The sequence below is a fragment of the Gordonia sp. JH63 genome (genome assembly GCF_009856645.1).
GTDB lineage: Bacteria > Actinomycetota > Actinomycetes > Mycobacteriales > Mycobacteriaceae > Gordonia > Gordonia hongkongensis.
Window position 1 is genome coordinate 3,004,432 of record NZ_CP047235.1, and the last position, 19,390, is coordinate 3,023,821.

Sequence of the window (19,390 nt, forward strand, 5' to 3'; positions counted from 1 at the left end):
CATCCCGGCGTCGGCGCGCCCGGGGGATCCGCGGGGTCAACGCGCCCTCGGATGGGCGACGGCATAGACCTCCCGCATCGTGTTGACCGTCACGAGCGTGTACACCTGCGTGGTGGTGACCGAGGCGTGGCCCAGGAGTTCCTGCACGACGCGGACGTCGGCGCCGCCGTCGAGCAGATGGGTCGCGAAGCTGTGCCGGAGGGTGTGCGGCGAGACCGCCTTGTCGAGGCCGGCGCGCTCGGCCGCGGTGACGAGCACCTGCCAGGCGCTCTGCCGCGAGAGCCGCCCGCCGCGCGCGTTCAGGAACACCGCGGGCGTCGCCCGTGACACCAGCGCGGGTCGCCCGCGGACGAGGTACGCCTCGAGTGCCTGGACGGCGGGCCCGCCGAGCGGCACGAGACGCTCTTTGCCGCCCTTGCCCCGGAGGCGAACCGCGCGCATGTCGTCGAGATCGAGATCGTCGAGATCGAGGGAGGTGGCCTCGGAGATCCGCGCCCCGCAGCTGTAGAGGAACTCCAGCAGCGCGCGGTCCCGCAACCCGCGCGGATGGTCCTCGACGCCGGCCGAATCGAGAATGGCGAGCACCTCGTCGACCGGCAGGGATTTCGGCAGGCGCCGCGCCGCGCGCGGGGGCCGCACATCGTGCGCGACGTCGGTCGGCACGATCCCCTCATCCACCGCGAACTTGTGAAAACGCCTGGTGGCGACCAGGGTTCGCGCGATCGAACTGTCGGCGAGCGGAGCGAACCCCGCCTCGGCGTCACCGCGACGGAGTTCGACGAGGAACTCGCGGATGTCCTCTTTGGTCACGGCGTCGAGTGACGGGATCCCCCGCCGGTCGAGATACCCGCGATACCTCTCGAGATCGCGCCGGTAGGACGACACCGTGTTGGCCGCCGCACCCCGCTCCACCGTCAGGTGATCGAGGTAGCGCGCGATGTCGGCGGCCAGGGTCACGACCGGCGGCCCCGATCGTCGGCACGTCGGTTCCGTAACGCGGTCGGCTCGTCCGGCCACGGGGCGTCGACGCCGCGGAGGCCGGCCGTCGACCCGCCGGCTGCGGCCGCGGCCAGGATGCCGGCCACGCTCGTCGCGTTGACGATCTCCCCCGACAACACCTTCGCGACGGCGTCGTCGAGCGGCACCCACTCGATCGACATGTCGGCTTCCTCGTCGACGCGTTCGGCCGCGTCGAGATTGTGCAGCCCCTCGGCGAGATACAACCGCAGCGCCTCGTCGGTGAAGCCGGGTGACAGCGCGAGGTCGACCAGGACATGCCATGAGTCGGCGGCGAGGTCGGCCTCTTCGGCCAGCTCGCGCTGTGCGGCGGCCAGGGGTTCTTCGTCGGCCTGATCGAGCAACCCGGCGGGCAACTCGAGCAGACGTCGGCCGATGGGGTGACGGTACTGCCGCACCATCGCCACCCGGCCGGCATCGTCGCGCGCCAGGATCGCGACGGCCCCGAAATGTTCGACGACCTCACGCTCGGCGACGCGCCCGCCCGGCATCTCGACGTCGTCGACCCGGAGGGTGATGATCGCGCCGTCGTAGACGGTGCGGCTGTCCTTGACCTCGAAGTCGTGGCCCAACGCGGTCAGTCCCTGCCGGCAGGGTCGTCGAGGACTGCCTCGCCCAGCCCGGCGACCGGTTCCACCGTGACCGCGTTGACGGCGGCCACCGCGTCCGCGGGAGCGTCGTTCGACTCGTAGTCGTCGCCGAGGTCGACCGGAAGACGTTCGGCCGCCTTGTACTTCAGGGCCGCCTCGATGAACGAACGGAACAGCGGATGCGGGCGGGTCGGCCGGCTCTTGAGCTCCGGGTGTGCTTGCGTGGCAACCAGATACGGGTGCACCGACTTGGGGTACTCGACGAATTCGACGAGGTGCCCATCGGGCGAGGTACCCGAGAACACGAGCCCGGAGTCGGCGATCTTGTCGCGGTAGGCGTTGTTGACCTCGAAGCGATGACGGTGACGTTCGGACACCTCCCGCGTCCCGTAGGCCTCGGCGACGACGGACCCGGCCTTCAGCACGGCGTCGTAGGCACCGAGTCGCATGGTGCCGCCCAGGTCGGCGTCGCCGGCCACGGCGTCGGCCTGATCGGCCATCGTCGAGATCACCGGGTGCGGGGTTTCTGGGTCGAACTCGGTCGAGCTGGCCTCGTCGAGGCCGACCGAGCGCGCCGCCTCGATGACCACACATTGCAGCCCGAGGCACAAGCCCAGCAGCGGGATCCCGCGCCGCCGTGCGTACGAGATGGCACCGACCTTGCCCTCGATGCCGCGGATGCCGAAGCCGCCGGGGATCAGGATCGCGTCGACGTCGCCGAGGGCGGCCTGCGCGCCGGCCGGGGTGGCGCACTCATCCGAGGGCACCCACTTGATCTCGGTACGCGCCTTCCAGGCGAAGCCACCGGCGCGGATGGCCTCGGTCACCGACAGGTAGGCGTCGGGGAGATCGACGTACTTGCCGACCAGCGCGACGCGGACGGTTTCGCGCGGCTCGTGCACGCGGCGCAGGAGCTCGCCCCACACCGTCCAGTCGACGTCGCGGAACGGCAGACCCAGCTTGCGGACCACGTAGGCGTCGAGGTGCTCGCTGTGGAGCACCTTCGGGATGTCGTAGATCGACGGGGCGTCGGGGGTGGAGATCACGCCGTCGAGTTCGACGTCGCACATGAGCGCGATCTTCTTCTTGAGCCCTTCGGGCACGTCGCGGTCGCAGCGCAGGATCAGCGCGTCGGGCTGGATGCCGACGTTGCGCAGCGCGGCGACCGAGTGCTGGGTCGGCTTGGTCTTGAGTTCCCCCGACGGCGCGAGGTAGGGCACGAGCGAGACGTGCAGGAAGAAGACATTGTCGCGGCCGACGTCGTGGCGCACCTGTCGCGCGGCCTCGATGAACGGCAGCGACTCGATGTCGCCGACCGTGCCACCGATCTCGGTGATGACCACATCGGGCACTTCACCGCCGGCGTCGGGTTCGGCCATGGCCAGCACGCGCGACTTGAGCTCGTCGGTGATGTGCGGGATGACCTGAACGGTTTCACCGAGGTACTCGCCGCGGCGTTCCTTGGCGATGACCGACGAATACACCTGTCCGGTGGTCACATTCGCCGACTGCGAGAGATTGCGGTCGAGGAAACGCTCGTAATGTCCGACGTCGAGATCGGTCTCGGCGCCGTCCTCGGTCACGAACACCTCACCGTGCTGGAACGGATTCATGGTGCCCGGATCGACGTTCAGATACGGATCGAGCTTCTGCATGGTGACCCGCAGGCCCCGCGAGGTGAGAAGCTGACCCAGGCTGGAGGCCGTCAGGCCCTTGCCCAGCGAAGAGGCGACGCCACCGGTCACAAAGATGTGCTTGGTGTCGTGTACATGGCGAAGTGGTCGCAAAAGAAGTGTCTCCCGTCGGCCGAATCGGGGCCGATGCCCTGATTACCTACGGGACTCCAGGGTAACACCACCGACGCCCGACGCCGCACCGCCACACCGTCGACGGGTGTGGCGGTGCTCGCGTGCGGTGGCGGACTCGATCTCAGGCGGCCGGTCGTCCGTCGGCACCGACGGTGATCGCGGTCGCGCCCGGGCCGGTGCCGTAGGAGCCGGTCGTCCCGTCGGCCTCGGCGGCCAGGGCGAGGATCGTCGTGATGAGACCCGTCGGCTGGTCGATGTTGTCGACGGTCGAGACCGCGTTGGCCAGCGACGGATCCGAGCGGACGATGGCGATCGGCGACCCGCCCGCCGCGGAGCCGGTGCGTCCGACCAGTACCCCGCCGACCCCGCGTGCCGACAGCGTGGCGGCCAGGCGGCCGACCAGCGTGCCCTGCGCACCGGAGTCCGGACCGAACTCGTCACCGGTCACCACCACCACCAGATCGGTCGGGGTGATCGCGTTGTCGGCGTAGTCGATGAACCCACCGTCGCGCAGTGTCGCCAGCCCGGTCCGACGGTCCCCGGACGACGCCGGTCGCGCTGTCTCGTTCGACAGCACGAGGGCCCCGAGCAGGTCCCCGACCCGGCCCCCGGAATCGGTCAGTTCCGCGCGCAGCATCGTGCCCGGCGGAATGGTCTGGTCGACGATCGTCCGCAGTTCCTCGGACTTGCCGTCGGTGAGCAGTGCGTCGGTCAAACCGATCTGTCCGCCGAATCGGGCACCGGCACCCGAGATCGATTCTTTGACCGCATCGACATCGGCATCCGCCGCGTTCGGTGCGGTGACCACCAGCACGGACTGCCCCTTGAGCTTGTTCGCGATCAGCCGGGGTGTGATGGCGAGGTCGAAGCTGTTGGAGGCGTTGAGCTTTGCGTTGAGATCGTCGCGCTCGCTCTCCAGGTCGCCGATGCGGTCACGACTCGTGCCGGTCATCGAGTTGACGCGGTCCCCGACGAATCCCGACCCCAGGAACAGTCCCAGGGCGAGCGCGAGGAAGACCGCGACCAGCGAGATCGCATGCTGTCGTAGCGAGATCATCGGCTACCGGTTCCAGACCTCTCGAGCCCAGTCGAGCATCGCATTCCACTGCACGACGATCCAGTCGGTGATGTCGGTGCCCGCGTTCGACAGCAGCACGGCGGCGATGACGGCGACGAGTGCCGCGAGCACGACACACGCGATCGCGGCACCGGACACCCGGCTGCGGTAGAGCGTGGCGACCGCCTTCGCGTCGACGAGCTTCTGGCCCACCTTCAGTCGGGTCAGGAACATCGACGGATTGCTCTCCCGGCGCGACCGGTCGAAGAAGTCGTCGAGCGATCCCGGGTAGCCGACGGTGACGATCAGGTCGGCGCCGTGGTAGTCGGTGAGCAGCAACGCGAGGTCGCCGGCCGACCCGGCGGCCGGGAACGTGGTGGCCCCGATGCCGAGGTCCTGTATGCGTTCGAGCCCGGTCGCATGTCCGTCGGTGTCGGCCGGAAGCACCAGCTGTGCACCGGATTTCAGCGTCGGAGTCTTCATGGTCTCGGGATCGCCGACGATGATCGACGGCTTGTACCCAGCCTTCATCAGCGTGTCCGCACCGGCCCCGACGCCCACCATGACGGGCTGGTACTCCTTGATGAACGGCTTCAGCGAGCGGAGGTCGGCAGCACGGTCGGCACCTTCGCCGACGATGACGACGTGACGGCCTGCGACGTCGACGTCGATCTCCGGCACACCGACCCCGTCGATCAGCAGCGGCGACTCGCTGCGGATGAACTCGATCGTGTTGCCCGAGAACGCCTCGAGATGGTCGACGAGGCCCGCCTTGGCACCGATCATGATGTCGGCGATGTCGCGCTCCTCGAGCTCGGTACCGAGGGCGAGTCGCCGTTCGCCGACGAGGAGCCGGTCGTTGTGGACCCGCACCTTGGCACCGTCCTTGACCCGCTTGAAGATCTCCGGACCCACATCGTCGAGCAGCACGATGCCGGAGGCCACCAGGACCTCGGGTCCGAGGTTGGGGTAGCGGCCGGTGATCGACCGCGAGGCGTTGACCACGGCCACGACGTTGGCCTCGACGAGCGCGTCGGCGGTCACCCGGTCGAGGTCGACCTCGTCGAGAATGGCGATGTCACCCGGCCCGACGCGGTTGAGCAGCCGTTTCGTGTTCTTGTCGATTCTGGCGATACCGGTCACGCCAGGCAGTTCTTCGGTGTTACGCGCGAGCAGTGCAGGCATCTTCATGACGGCCATGATCGGCCGAAGGCACGCCTCAGCCGGGGAGGCGCGCCGTAACAACAGCAACTTTTGTCACACACGCACCACGTGTTTCACCGTCGGCGGTGCTCAGTCGGCGGCGCGCTCCGCCTCCGCGGTGGCCAGCAGTTCCTCGGCGTGGGCGCGCCCGGTGTCGGACTCCCCCAGGCCCGCGAGCATGCGGGCCAACTCCGCCACTCGCTCGCTCCGATCGAGGGTGCGCACACTGCTGGTGACGAGCGCCCCCTTCTTGCTCTTGCCGATGACCAGGTGGTTGTCGGCGAACGCCGCGACTTGAGGGAGGTGGGTCACCACGATCACCTGGTGTGCTCGGGCCAGCCTCGACAACCGCTTCCCGATCTCCACGGCCGCGCGACCACCGACCCCGGCGTCGACCTCGTCGAAGACCATCACCGATCCCGAGGTGGGTGCGGCGAGGACGACTTCGAGGGCGAGCATGACCCGTGAGAGTTCGCCGCCCGACGCCGATTTCGCGATGGGCAGCGGCGTGGCGCCGGGATGAGCGAGAAGTGCGAATTCGACCTTGTCCGCGCCGTCGGCGCCGGCGTGCGCGGCGGTGCCCGCGACGCTGACGGTCAGCCGGTCGTCGGGCGTCGCCGCATCCGGGTTGACCGCGACCGCCAGCGCCGAGTCCCCCATCGCCAGCCCCTTGAGCTCTCGAGACACCTTGTCGGCCATCGACTTCGCGGCCTTCGACCGCAGCGTGTGCAACTTGTCCGCCGCGGCCTGCACCTTGTCCCGGGCCGCCGTCGCGGCAACCTCGAGCTCCTCGATGGAGGCCCGTGGGTCCTCGATCTCCGCGAGCCGGGCCTCGGCCTTGTGGCGCCAGTCGATCACCCCGTCGACATCCGGCGCGTACTTGCGGACGAGCGTCTTCAGCTCGGCCTGACGGGCGAGCAACTTGTCGAGCTCCTCGGCGTCGGCGGGTAGGCCCGACGTGAAGGCGGTCAGTTCGGCGCCGACATCGGTGATGACGGTGAGCGCCTCGGCGACGCGCGGTACGAGATCACGCAGCGTGTCGTCGGCCGCGGTCTCCAGCAGCGTGCGCACCGTTCCGAGTCCTTCGATGACCGACGATCCCGAATCCCCGGCGACGATGGCGTGCGCCTGGTCGGCGGCACCACGGATGGACTCCAGGTCGGAGAGCCGGCGGATCGTCGCGGTCAGCTCCTCGTCCTCGCCGGGCACCGGATCGACGGCGGCGATCTCGTCGATGCCGAACCGCAGCCGGTCGGCTTCCTGCGCGAGTTCCCGGTAGTTGGCGCGCCGGGCGTCGAGTTCGTCGAGGACCTCGACCCAGGCCGTTCGTGCCTTCCGGTATGAGTCCAGCGCCGCAGCCGCCTTCGGGCCGGCGAACGTGTCGAGTGCCGCGCGCTGGTGTTCGGGGCGGAGGAGCCGCAACTGGTCGTTCTGGCCGTGGATGGCCAGGACCGCCGTGGTGAGTTGGCCCATGACGCCCACCGGGACGGACCGGCCGCCCAGATGGGCGCGGGATCGTCCGTCGGCGCTGACCGACCGGACCGCGATGACGGTGTCGTCGTCGTCGAGTTCGGCTCCGGTGGAGTCCAGGATGTCGGCGACGACCGGATCCCGGTGCGCTCCGCCGTTGTTCGCGAGCCGGAACCGGCCCTCGACGACTGCCTTGGGGCTGCCGGTCCGGACGCGCGTCGCGTCGGCGCGGGCACCGGACAGCAGGTGCAGGCTGGTGACGATCATCGTCTTGCCCGCTCCGGTCTCGCCGGTGAGCACCGTGAATCCCGGATGGAAGCGCGCCTGCGCCTCCTCGATGACACCGAGACCGGTGATCGAGATCTCTTCGAGCACGACTATGCCTGCCTCCCTCGCCATCCCGTGACCGGGAGGGCGAACTTGGTGACCAGTCGGTCGGCGAAGGGGTCGGAATCGATCCGGATCCAACGCACCGACCGTTCGCTGCGCACCACCTCGACGCGGGCTCCCGCGGGCACGTCGAGTGCGCGTCGGCCGTCGCACAGCGCCAGCGCGGACCGCCCGTTCTTGTCCACCTCCACCGCGATCCGCGATCGCGGACTCGTCACCATCGGCCGGGCGAACAGGGCGTGGGCGTTGTTCGGCACGACCAGGATGGCCTCGAGGTCGGGCCACATCACCGGCCCGCCGGCGGAGAACGCGTAGGCCGTCGATCCGGTCGGTGTCGACACCAGCACTCCGTCGGCGCCGAAGGCTGAGACCGGCCGGCCGTCGACCTCGGTCACGAGCTCGAGGACACCGTTGTTGCTCGTGTTCAGGACCGCGACCTCGTTGAGCGCCCAGCTGCACGCGGTCGGCGGGTCCGGGTCGGCCGGGTCCACGATGGCGATGTCGAGGGTCATCCGCGGTTCGATGCGGTAGTCCCGGGCGATCAGCTGGGTCATGACCTCGTCGACGCGATGCGCCTCGGCCTCGGCGAGGAAGCCGATGTGTCCGAGATTGATACCCAGGACCGGGACCTCGGCGGGATAGGCCAGCTCGGCGGCGCGGAGGAAGGTGCCGTCACCGCCCAGGACGATGACGAGTTCGCAGCCCTCTGCCGTCGCGGACTCGGCCGTAGTGACCTCGACGACCGCGCCGAGCGACCGCAGGTATTCGGGGTCGACCGGTACGTTGCGGGGACGGGGCGACTCGCCCTCGTTGTTCCGGTACAGCACATCGTGATCGGGGGCGTCGCGGTCGAGGGTGTCGTGGTCGACCACGCGCAGCGCGACGTCGGCGGCCGCGCAGTGGCGCGCGATCGCCTCGATGGTCTCGAGCACGTTCTCGCGTCCGGTGTGGGCGACCACCAGGAACTCGCGGGCACCGGTGTGGTCCGGTGCCGGATCGTCGGTCACTGGTGATCCCCTCCATCGAAGTGCGGTCTGGGACAAGGGCGGTGTCGGTACGGACACGCGGACCCGACGGTCAGCGCGGACCCGCGGCGACCGCCTGTTCGATCATGGCCCGGAGTTCGTCCGTGGACCCGGCGAGGCGATCCGCGTCGGTCGAGTCCGCCCGGTCGACCCTATCGCCCCACCCCGACTCCTCGCCCGTCCGGTCGACGTGCTCGTTGTGCAACCACAGGAAGTACTCGACGTTCCCGGACGGCCCCGGCAGCGGGCTCGCCACCACACCGCGCGTCCGCAGTCCGTGCGCGGCGGCCTCGGTCGCCACCCCGAGTACCGCCTCGGCGCGCAGCGCGGGATCGCGGACCACGCCGCCCGACCCCACCCGGTCCTTGCCGACCTCGAACTGCGGTTTGACCATCGGCAGCAGGTCGGCGCCCGGCGCGCAGCAACGGGCCAGCGCGGGCAGCACCAGGCCCAACGAGATGAACGACAGGTCGGCGACCACGACGTCGACCGGGCCGCCGATGGACCCGGGCTCGAGGTGCCGGACGTTGGTCCGGTCGTGGACCACGACGCGGTCGTCGTTCTGCAACCGCCAGATCAGTTGTCCGTATCCGACGTCCGCGGCGACCACCTCGCGGGCCCCGCGGCGCAGCAGCACATCGGTGAATCCCCCGGTCGATGCGCCGGCGTCGAGGCACCGACGCCCCTCCACCGTCAGGCCACCCGGCTCGAACGCCTCGAGCGCACCGAGGAGCTTGTGCGCGCCTCGTGACGCCCAGTCGTCTCGCGGACCCTCGTCGACGACGATCGGGGTGTCACGGGTGACCCCGGTGGCCGCCTTCGACGCGACGGTCCCGTTGACCCGGACCGACCCGGCATCGACGAGCTCACGCGCCTGTTCGCGCGATCGGGCGAGACCTCGGCGGACGAGTTCGGCATCGAGTCGTGCTCTGGCGACCATGGTCAGAACCGCTCCCTCGTGGACGACTCCGGTTTCCGCACCGAGGCCGGTCTCATCGTCGGTCCACGGCGTCGAGGGCCGCGGTGAGCGAGTCATGGGCCTGCTCGAGAAGCGCCGCCTGACGTTCGAGCGCCGCCAGCGAGAAGGCGTCACCCGCCGATTCACGGATCTCGTCGACCTGTGCGAGCATCTCGGTGACCTCGGCCTCCACGTCGGGCAGCTCCCCGACCCCATCGGCGGTGGCGAATGTGTCGGCGACGGGGTCGAACTGCCGACGCGGCATCGCTCCCGGCGTGGGCCGGGACGGTCCTGGGTCAGCCGGGGAGGCGGTCGGGTGAGTCATCGTGGACCACGCTAGCCGACGACTGTGACACCGAGGGACTCGAGCTTGGTCCTCGCGGCTCCCTCCGCGATCACCCGCAAGTCGTCCGGATCAGCGGACCCCGCATCGACCGCGGCCCAGGTGGCGGCGGCAAGCGCGGGCACCAGTCCCGCCTCCGCGCCGGAACCGGCGACCCGCACGGTCGGACCGTCGACGGTGATGTCCCAACCGGGCTGGTCGGACACCCGCACGGCGTCGATGTCGACGAACAGGCCGGCGAGGTCGTCGAGAACGTAGATGGGCCGCTGCTCCGGGGGCGCCGACAGCAGATCGTCGACCGTGCTCACACCGGTCAGGACCAGGGCACTCTCGATACCGACGGCATGGCCGCCCTCGATGTCGGTGTCCAGCCGGTCCCCGACCACGAGCGGCGCACTCGCCCGAGCACGCGCGATCGCGTCGGCCATCAACGGTGCGGCGGGCTTGCCGGCCACCATGGGCTCCTTGCCCGTCGCGTTGCGCAGCGCGGCGACCATCGAACCGTTCCCCACGAGCAGGCCCCGTTCGGACGGCAGGGTGGCGTCGATGTTCGTCGCGATCCACAGCGCGCCGGCCCGGATCGCGAGCGCCGCCTCCGACAGTTGCGCCCAACCGGTGTCCGGCGAGTGTCCCTGGATCACCGCGGCCGGTCGGTCGTCGGCACTACGCGTCACCCCGACACCGACCTCGCGGACTTCCTGCGCGAGTCCGTCGGTACCGATCACCAGTGCACGCGAACCCGGCTCGAGATGTTCGGACAGCAGCCGCGCGCCCGACTGTGCACTCGTGACGACGAGGTCGTCGGTCGCCTCGAACCCCAGCTCACGCAGGTGCGCGGCCACCTCGGACGGCCGCCGGCTCGCGTTGTTGGTCACGAAGAACCGCGGGATGTTCAGCCGGGCGAGGGCATCGAGCGCATTCGGCAGCGCGTGGTGCCCGGCGAACACCGTGCCGTCGAGGTCGAGGAGCAGTGCGTCGTGACGATCGACAAGGGTCACGGAATCGGACGGCGATGTGATGGCGGGTTCGGCCGCAGACTCGGTTCCCGACGACTCGTCCAGGGTGGCGAGGGGATTGGGCACCCCTTCCACGATGGTCGACTCGGCGATCACGTCATCGCCGGCATCTCCCTCTTCCTCGGCAACGGCTGACACCGCCACCGAATTCGAGGTCTGTGACAGGTCGGCCGTACCCGTAACCGCCTCGATGGTGTCGTTCTCCATGGCACCGGACGCAGCAGGTGAGTCGATTGCGGGAGTGACATCGGGCGCAGGCGCCGAGGCGGGCGGGATCGGGTCCGCATCGGAGTCGATGTCCCGCTCGACAGCCGGCACCGACAGCGGGCTGTCGAGCTCGCCTGGCGCAGCGCCGTTCACTCCCACACTCTCGGTCGGCTGGTCGTCGTTGGCCAGCTCGGTCAGCCGGAACTCGGCATCGGTGACGTCGTCGACGTCGGCGGCCGCCGCGTTCATGAACCAGGTGATCGCGTCGTCGCGACGACCGGCAGCTTCCAGGGCAGACGCATATGCATAGAAGAGACGGGCCGGTCCGGTACCGAGCTGCCCGGGCTTGAGGTTCTCAGCCTGCAGCGTGACGACCGCTTTCTCCGGTTCACCGAGGTCCATGCGGGCACCGGCTTCGACGATCCGCATCTCGGTGGCATCGTCGCCGGTCAGTGACCGTCCCTCGTCACCGCGCGCGATCTCGACGGCACGCTCGGGGCGCCCGAGTCCGCGTTCGCAGTCGGCGATGAGCGGCAACAGGGCCGGGTTGCCGGTGATGCGCTTGGCTGCGCGGAGTTCGGTCGCCGACTCCTGCCACTCGCCCGCGTTGTAGGCAGCGATGCCGACCGTCTCGCGAACGACGCCGACCCGGGAAGCGCGGGCGCGAGCCGCACGTGCATGTTCCAGCGCCTGGACAGGATCCTCGAGCAGGATGCGCGACACCATCACCAGGTGCCGCGCGACGATCTCGGCGTTTGCCTTGTCGAGCGTCAGCAGATCACGGCGCACCTCGGGATCGAGATCCGACGCCGCGATGTCCTCGGGTAGCGGTGGCCCGGGCTGCCGGCTGCCGCGATCAGATCCGCGGTCACGCCCCGGACGATCATTCCGGCCACCTCGACCGCCATCCCGCTGTCCACGTGTGTCCCGCTGGCCGCGCCCGTCGCGGCGCGGACGATCACGATCACTCATAGCTGCCAATCTATGCCCTCGAACCTTGCTGAGTTGTGCCGCCCGGCGATGACGCATCAGGCGACCGACACACGAGAAAGACCCCGTATCCGACGAAAGAAATCATCGAATACGGGGCCTTTCTGAAATTGTGTTCGGCGGTGTCCTACTCTCCCACACTGATTAGGGTGCAGTACCATTGGCGCTGGAGGGCTTAGCTTCCGGGTTCGGAATGGGGCCGGGCGTTTCCCCTCCGCTATAGCCGCCGTAACTTTGTGAAACAACACGCTCACGTAGTGTGCGTGTGTTTGTTTGTCACCTCTCACCACCCCGTCACACCGTGGTGTTGTTGGGGGGTGTCCGGGGGGGCGAAGCCACCCGGAGGAGTGTGTTGTTTCAGAAGTACATAGTGGATGCGAACACCAACCGAACCTGAGGTTTGGTGATGTTGTGGGTGTTGTTGGTAAGTCCTCGGCCGATTAGTACCAGTCACCTGAACACATTGCTGTGCGTACAGTTCTGGCCTATCAACCCCATGGTCTGTGGGGGGCCTTAACCCCGCGAAGGGGGTGAGAAACCTCATCTTGGAACAGGCTTCCCGCTTAGATGCTTTCAGCGGTTATCCCTTCCGAACGTAGCTAACCAGCAGTGCCCCTGGCGGGACAACTGGCACACCAGAGGTTCGTCCGTCCCGGTCCTCTCGTACTAGGGACAGGTTTCCTCAAGTTTCTTACGCGCGCGGCGGATAGAGACCGAACTGTCTCACGACGTTCTAAACCCAGCTCGCGTGCCGCTTTAATGGGCGAACAGCCCAACCCTTGGGACCTACTCCAGCCCCAGGATGCGACGAGCCGACATCGAGGTGCCAAACCATCCCGTCGATATGGACTCTTGGGGAAGATCAGCCTGTTATCCCCGGGGTACCTTTTATCCGTTGAGCGACACCGCTTCCACTTGCCGGTGCCGGATCACTAGTCCCGACTTTCGTCCCTGCTCGACATGTACGTCTCACAGTCAAGCTCCCTTGTGCACTTACACTCAACACCTGATTGCCAACCAGGCTGAGGGAACCTTTGGGCGCCTCCGTTACCTTTTAGGAGGCAACCGCCCCAGTTAAACTACCCACCAGGCACTGTCCCTGAACCCGATCAGGGTCCGAGGTTAGAAGTCCAATACGATCAGAGTGGTATTTCAACAACGACTCCATGAACACTGGCGTGCCCACTTCACAGTCTCCCACCTATCCTACACAAACCGAACCGAACACCAATACCAAGCTATAGTGAAGGTCCCGGGGTCTTTTCGTCCTGCCGCGCGTAACGAGCATCTTTACTCGTACTGCAATTTCGCCGAGTCTGTGGTTGAGACAGCAGAGAAGTCGTTACGCCATTCGTGCAGGTCGGAACTTACCCGACAAGGAATTTCGCTACCTTAGGATGGTTATAGTTACCACCGCCGTTTACTGGGGCTTAAATTCTCAGCTTCACCACCCGAAGGTGATTAACCGGTCCTCTTAACCTTCCAGCACCGGGCAGGCGTCAGTCCGTATACATCGTCTTACGACTTCGCACGGACCTGTGTTTTTAGTAAACAGTCGCTTCTCTCTGGTCTCTGCGACCCACACCAGCTCAGACCGAAAAGATCGTCACCAGGATGGGTCCCCCTTCTCCCGAAGTTACGGGGGCATTTTGCCGAGTTCCTTAACCACAGTTCTCTCGATCGCCTTAGTATTCTCTACCTGACCACCTGTGTTGGTTTGGGGTACGGGCCGTGTACCAACTCACTAGAGGCTTTTCTCGGCAGCATAGGATCATGGAATTCGCCACAACGGCTACGCATCACCTCTCAGGCTATGTGAGTGACGGATTTGCCTATCACTCGCCCTACAGGCTTACACCAGTACAACCACTGACTGGCCCCACTACCTTCCTGCGTCACCCCATCGCTTGCCTACTACCAGCCAAGGTCCCATGCATCACCCCACTCGGCACCCGAAGGTGCTCCCGGGGGATCAGGATGGTTAGTACAACTGATTCAGCATGGGCGCGGATACACGGGTACGGGAATATCAACCCGTTGTCCATCGACTACGCCTGTCGGCCTCGCCTTAGGTCCCGACTCACCCTGGGCGGATTAGCCTGGCCCAGGAACCCTTGGTCATTCGGCGGCAGAGTTTCTCACTCTGCTTTCGCTACTCATGCCTGCATTCTCACTCCCACACCCTCCACACCTGGATCACTCCGGCGCTTCCACGGATGCAGGACGCTCCCCTACCCACCCCACCCACTACACAGAAGTCCGTAAACCTCTGCGGATGTCATGGTGGAGTGCCGCGGCTTCGGCGGTGTACTTGAGCCCCGCTACATTGTCGGCGCAGGATCACTTGACCAGTGAGCTATTACGCACTCTTTCAAGGGTGGCTGCTTCTAAGCCAACCTCCTGGTTGTCTTCGCGACCCCACATCCTTTTCCACTTAGTACACGCTTAGGGGCCTTAGCCGGCGATCTGGGCTGTTTCCCTCTCGACTACGAACCTTATCGCCCGCAGTCTCACTGCCACACTCTCACTTACCGGCATTCGGAGTTTGGCTGACGTCAGTAACCCTGTGGGGCCCATCGGCCATCCAGTAGCTCTACCTCCAGTAAGAAACATGTGACGCTGCACCTAAATGCATTTCGGGGAGAACCAGCTATCACGGAGTTTGATTGGCCTTTCACCCCTACCCACAACTCATCCCCTCCATTTTCAACTGAAGTGGGTTCGGGCCTCCACGACGTCTTACCGACGCTTCACCCTGGCCATGGGTAGATCACTCCGCTTCGGGTCTAGACCCGGCGACTCAAACGCCCTATTCAGACTCGCTTTCGCTACGGCTACCCCACACGGGTTAACCTCGCCACCGAGCACTAACTCGCAGGCTCATTCTTCAAAAGGCACGCCATCACCCGCAGCCACAAGGACTCACAGGCTTTGACGGATTGTAAGCGTCCGGTTTCAGGTACTATTTCACTCCCCTCCCGGGGTACTTTTCACCTTTCCCTCACGGTACTAGTCCGCTATCGGTCACCAGGAAGTATTCAGGCTTACCGGGTGGTCCCGGCAGATTCACAGCAGATTCCACGAGCCCGCTGCTACTTGGGGACACCGTCACGCAAGACCATGTGTTTTCAGCTACCGGACTCTCACCGACTACGGCAGACCATTCCAGGCCACTTCACCTAACACACAGCTTTTTGACTCACGCTTCCACAGGCAGATGGAAGAAGACGAACCCCACAACCCCACACACACAACCCCTACCCGGTATCACATGCGCATGGTTTAGCCTCCTCCGCTTTCGCTCGCCACTACTCACGGAATCACAATTGTTTTCTCTTCCTATGGGTACTGAGATGTTTCACTTCCCCACGTTCCCCCCACACAGCCTATACATTCAGCTGGTGGTAACACGACATCACTCGTGCTGGGTTTCCCCATTCGGACACCCTCGGATCACAGCTCGTTTGACAACTCCCCGAGGACTATCGCGGCCTACCACGTCCTTCATCGGCTCCTGGTACCAAGGCATCCACCGAACGCCCTTACACACTTACAACAACACCTACAAACAACCCCCACAAGGAGGATCGAATGTAGACATCACACAAACACTCAAAACATTATCTGCTAAATCACAGACCAGCACCCCAACAACGTTGGAGCATTGGTTTGAAATAAAGATGCTCGCATCCACTATGCACTTCTCAAACAACACACGCCGATCACCACTTGGCCGCTCCACACCCCATCACACGATGCATCAGCACGACCTCACGATGACCAGCTCAGAGAAAACGTGTGTTCTCTCAGAACCCCGATAGTGTGTTGGGAGCAGCGAGCCAGTCACCCGGCAAGCTCACCACCAGCGCCCGCCCATATGAGGCCGGCACCTTGCGTGGCGTGTTTGATGTTTCACCCTCGAACACACACGCGCCGCAGAACAAACGCCTGCTGAAACACGTGTTGTTGTGTGCTCCTTAGAAAGGAGGTGATCCAGCCGCACCTTCCGGTACGGCTACCTTGTTACGACTTCGTCCCAATCGCCGATCCCACCTTCGACAGCCCCCTCCCACAAGGGGTTAGGCCACCGGCTTCGGGTGTTACCGACTTTCATGACGTGACGGGCGGTGTGTACAAGGCCCGGGAACGTATTCACCGCAGCGTTGCTGATCTGCGATTACTAGCGACTCCGACTTCATGGGGTCGAGTTGCAGACCCCAATCCGAACTGAGACTGGCTTTAAGGGATTCGCTCCACCTCACGGTATCGCAGCCCTCTGTACCAGCCATTGTAGCATGTGTGAAGCCCTGGACATAAGGGGCATGATGACTTGACGTCATCCCCACCTTCCTCCGAGTTGACCCCGGCAGTCTCCTGCAAGTCCCCGGCATAACCCGCTGGCAATACAGGACAAGGGTTGCGCTCGTTGCGGGACTTAACCCAACATCTCACGACACGAGCTGACGACAGCCATGCACCACCTGTACACCAACCACAAGGGAACGACTATCTCTAGCCGCGTCTGGTGTATGTCAAACCCAGGTAAGGTTCTTCGCGTTGCATCGAATTAATCCACATGCTCCGCCGCTTGTGCGGGCCCCCGTCAATTCCTTTGAGTTTTAGCCTTGCGGCCGTACTCCCCAGGCGGGGTACTTAATGCGTTAGCTACGGCACGGATCCCGTGAAAAGGAACCCACACCTAGTACCCACCGTTTACGGCGTGGACTACCAGGGTATCTAATCCTGTTCGCTACCCACGCTTTCGCTCCTCAGCGTCAGTTACTACCCAGAGACCCGCCTTCGCCACCGGTGTTCCTCCTGATATCTGCGCATTTCACCGCTACACCAGGAATTCCAGTCTCCCCTGTAGTACTCAAGTCTGCCCGTATCGCCTGCACGCCTGCAATTGAGTTGCAGAATTTCACAGACGACGCGACAAACCGCCTACGAGCTCTTTACGCCCAGTAATTCCGGACAACGCTCGCACCCTACGTATTACCGCGGCTGCTGGCACGTAGTTGGCCGGTGCTTCTTCTCCAGGTACCGTCACTCACGCTTCGTCCCTGGTGAAAGAGGTTTACAACCCGAAGGCCGTCATCCCTCACGCGGCGTCGCTGCATCAGGCTTGCGCCCATTGTGCAATATTCCCCACTGCTGCCTCCCGTAGGAGTCTGGGCCGTGTCTCAGTCCCAGTGTGGCCGATCACCCTCTCAGGTCGGCTACCCGTCGTCGCCTTGGTAGGCCATTACCCCACCAACAAGCTGATAGGCCGCGGGCCCATCCCACACCGCAAAAGCTTTCCACCAACCACCATGCGACAGTTGGTCATATCCGGTATTAGACCCAGTTTCCCAGGCTTATCCCAGAGTGCAGGGCAGATCACCCACGTGTTACTCACCCGTTCGCCACTCGAGTACCCAGCAAGCTGGGCCTTTCCGTTCGACTTGCATGTGTTAAGCACGCCGCCAGCGTTCGTCCTGAGCCAGGATCAAACTCTCCATGAAAAAACAGTGAAACAAAACCAACCCCAAAAAAGGCCGGCGTTTCAACACAATCAGGAAAGCAAAACCTGACCAAAATAATCCTCAAAAAAACTGGCATCAAAAAATAAACTCATCAGCGTCACGCGACATCAAGGCCGCGGACACATCATCCAAGCAAACCATCTGACACCAAAATATGGCATCAAACAATCCACCAACACACTATCGAGTTCTCAAAGAACACACACCCACCAGACGCCTTCGATGTGAAGCCGGCTCCGATGAGCCCTCCCAGAGCGCGAAAAATTCTCGCGATCTTGTTCTCGGGAGTGGCCCGCACAGGCGGCCTGAGCGAGTGGCTCGGGCACTGTTACTTCCCCGGGGCTTGCGGCTCCGGGGGAGTTGCTCTCTGCGGTGCGTCGATTAAGTTACACAGGCGCGAACAACGCGTCAAATCGCCAGGTCAGAGGCCTAGTCTGGCGCCGGCGAAACTCTTCTTGCCGCGACGCACCACCAACCACCGCCCGTGGAGCAGATCGGCGTCGGCCGGCTGCCACTCCGGGTCGGTGATCTTGGTGTTGTTCACGTACGCGCCGCCCTCGGACACTGCACGGCGAGCAGCCTTGTTGGACTCCGACAGCTTCGTGTCGACCAGCAACTCGATGATCGTCGGACGGGCCTCGCCGTATTCGGCGATCGAGGTCTCCCCGACTGCGGCCGCGAGGGTCGCCTCGTCGAGTTCATCGAGCTCGGCCCGACCGAACAGTGCCTGGCTGGCCAGTTGGACCGCATCGGTGTTGGCCTGACCGTGGATGAGGGTCGTCATCTCGGCGGCGAGTGTGCGCTGTGCGCGCCGCAGGTGCGGGGTCTCGGCGGTGGCACGTTCGAGTTCGTCGATCTCCTCGCGCCCCAGGAAGGTGAACCAGCGCAGGTAACGGATGACATCGGCGTCCGCCGTGTTCACGAAGTACTGGTACCAAGAGTAGGGGCTCGTCAGTTCCGGGTCGAGCCACAGACTGCCCCCACCCGTGGACTTGCCGAACTTCTTGCCATCCGACGAGGTCACGAGCGGAACCGTCATCCCGTGCAGTGCCGAGCCGTCGAGTCGACGGGCCAGATCCACGCCGCCCACGATGTTGCCCCACTGGTCGGAACCACCGATCTGCAGCACACATCCGTACCGGCGGTTCAGTTCCACGAAATCGTTCGACTGCAGGAGCAGGTAGCTGAACTCCGCGTAGCTCATGCCGTCGGCCTCGAGGCGTCGCTTCACCGTGTCGCGCGCGAGCATCACGTTCACCGAGAAGTGCTTACCCAGGTCGCGGAGGAACTCGACCGCCGACAGCTTGCCGGTCCAGTCCAGGTTGTTCACCACCACGGCGCCCGTAGGGGTGTCGTCGATGTCGACGAACCGCCGAAGCTGCGCATCGATACGCGCGGCCCACTCGGCGACGGTGTCCGCCGAGTTCATCGTCCGCTCCCCCACCTCGCGGGGATCACCGATCAGACCGGTGGCACCACCTGCGAGGACGATCGGACGATGACCCGCCAACTGGAAACGCTTGAGGGTCAGCAACGGGACGAGGTGGCCGGCGTGCAGACTCGCCGCCGTCGGGTCGAAGCCCGCGTACAACGTGACCGGTCCGTTCGCGAGCGCCTCCCCCAGTGCACCGAGGTCTGTGGACTGGGCGATCAGCCCGCGCCATTGCAGTTCGTCGAGGATGTCGACGGTGGCGGGGACGGCAGTCGGCCGGGAGGACTCGGCCGGTCGGGGGGGTTCGACGTTGTCAGCACTCACCCCTCGATCTTGTCATCCGACGAGATCGAGGTGCG

Annotated in this window: 11 protein-coding genes and 3 rRNA genes; all 14 read right to left on the reverse strand. The window is 65.2% G+C overall.

The features are described from left to right. Positions 1-36: 36 nt before the first annotated feature. Positions 37-957, reverse strand: coding sequence for a site-specific tyrosine recombinase XerD (gene xerD / locus GR168_RS13530; RefSeq protein WP_068972164.1), 921 nt, complete (start codon positions 955-957; stop codon positions 37-39). Next, complete coding sequence (locus GR168_RS13535) at positions 954-1,589, reverse strand: NUDIX hydrolase (protein WP_068972163.1); 636 nt, start codon at positions 1,587-1,589, stop codon at positions 954-956. The genes xerD and GR168_RS13535 overlap by 4 nt, the downstream gene beginning before the upstream one ends. A 5-nt stretch (positions 1,590-1,594) precedes the next feature. Continuing rightward, the gene (locus GR168_RS13540; RefSeq protein WP_083229474.1) at positions 1,595-3,394 is read right to left on the reverse strand and encodes a CTP synthase; all 1,800 of its coding nucleotides are present in this window, start codon (positions 3,392-3,394) and stop codon (positions 1,595-1,597) included. A 142-nt stretch (positions 3,395-3,536) separates the two neighbouring features. Further along, positions 3,537-4,472 carry a copper transporter gene (locus GR168_RS13545; RefSeq protein ID WP_065629797.1) on the reverse strand — a complete coding sequence of 312 codons (936 nt, stop codon included), beginning with the start codon at positions 4,470-4,472 and terminating at the stop codon, positions 3,537-3,539. 3 nt (positions 4,473-4,475) lie between these two features. Beyond that, positions 4,476-5,663 carry a putative cytokinetic ring protein SteA gene (gene steA / locus GR168_RS13550; protein WP_159370960.1) on the reverse strand — a complete coding sequence of 396 codons (1,188 nt, stop codon included), beginning with the start codon at positions 5,661-5,663 and terminating at the stop codon, positions 4,476-4,478. A 102-nt stretch (positions 5,664-5,765) separates the two neighbouring features. Next, positions 5,766-7,520 carry a DNA repair protein RecN gene (recN, locus tag GR168_RS13555; RefSeq protein WP_159370961.1) on the reverse strand — a complete coding sequence of 585 codons (1,755 nt, stop codon included), beginning with the start codon at positions 7,518-7,520 and terminating at the stop codon, positions 5,766-5,768. 2 nt (positions 7,521-7,522) lie between these two features. After that, on the reverse strand, positions 7,523-8,542 hold the full coding sequence (locus GR168_RS13560) for an NAD kinase (protein WP_058253151.1): 1,020 nt from the start codon (positions 8,540-8,542) through the stop codon (positions 7,523-7,525). A 70-nt stretch (positions 8,543-8,612) separates the two neighbouring features. Continuing rightward, positions 8,613-9,500 carry a TlyA family RNA methyltransferase gene (locus tag GR168_RS13565; protein ID WP_159371929.1) on the reverse strand — a complete coding sequence of 296 codons (888 nt, stop codon included), beginning with the start codon at positions 9,498-9,500 and terminating at the stop codon, positions 8,613-8,615. A gap of 52 nt (positions 9,501-9,552) precedes the next feature. Continuing rightward, complete coding sequence (locus tag GR168_RS13570) at positions 9,553-9,843, reverse strand: hypothetical protein (RefSeq protein WP_159370962.1); 291 nt, start codon at positions 9,841-9,843, stop codon at positions 9,553-9,555. An 11-nt stretch (positions 9,844-9,854) separates the two neighbouring features. Then, positions 9,855-12,056, reverse strand: coding sequence for an HAD-IIA family hydrolase (locus GR168_RS13575; protein ID WP_159370963.1), 2,202 nt, complete (start codon positions 12,054-12,056; stop codon positions 9,855-9,857). A gap of 132 nt (positions 12,057-12,188) precedes the next feature. Further along, positions 12,189-12,305 (reverse strand): 5S ribosomal RNA (gene rrf, locus GR168_RS13580). Positions 12,306-12,494: 189 nt separating this feature from the next. Then, positions 12,495-15,630: ribosomal RNA gene (locus tag GR168_RS13585) — 23S ribosomal RNA — on the reverse strand. 425 nt (positions 15,631-16,055) lie between these two features. Next, a 16S ribosomal RNA gene (locus tag GR168_RS13590) occupies positions 16,056-17,578 on the reverse strand. Together the 16S, 23S and 5S rRNA genes form the textbook arrangement of a ribosomal RNA operon. A 442-nt stretch (positions 17,579-18,020) precedes the next feature. Then, positions 18,021-19,355: a tyrosine--tRNA ligase gene (tyrS, locus tag GR168_RS13595; RefSeq protein ID WP_137810669.1), complete on the reverse strand. Its 1,335-nt coding sequence runs from the start codon at positions 19,353-19,355 to the stop codon at positions 18,021-18,023. Between the last annotated feature and the right edge of the window lie 35 nt (positions 19,356-19,390).

Coding starts and splice junctions, on each gene's coding strand:
- GR168_RS13565 (WP_159371929.1), bottom strand. CDS start 9,500: ATGGTCGCCAGAGCACGACTCGATGCCGAACTCGTCCGCCGAGGTCTC.
- GR168_RS13545 (WP_065629797.1), bottom strand. CDS start 4,472: ATGATCTCGCTACGACAGCATGCGATCTCGCTGGTCGCGGTCTTCCTC.
- steA (WP_159370960.1), bottom strand. CDS start 5,663: ATGAAGATGCCTGCACTGCTCGCGCGTAACACCGAAGAACTGCCTGGC.
- GR168_RS13570 (WP_159370962.1), bottom strand. CDS start 9,843: ATGACTCACCCGACCGCCTCCCCGGCTGACCCAGGACCGTCCCGGCCC.
- GR168_RS13575 (WP_159370963.1), bottom strand. CDS start 12,056: ATGAGTGATCGTGATCGTCCGCGCCGCGACGGGCGCGGCCAGCGGGAC.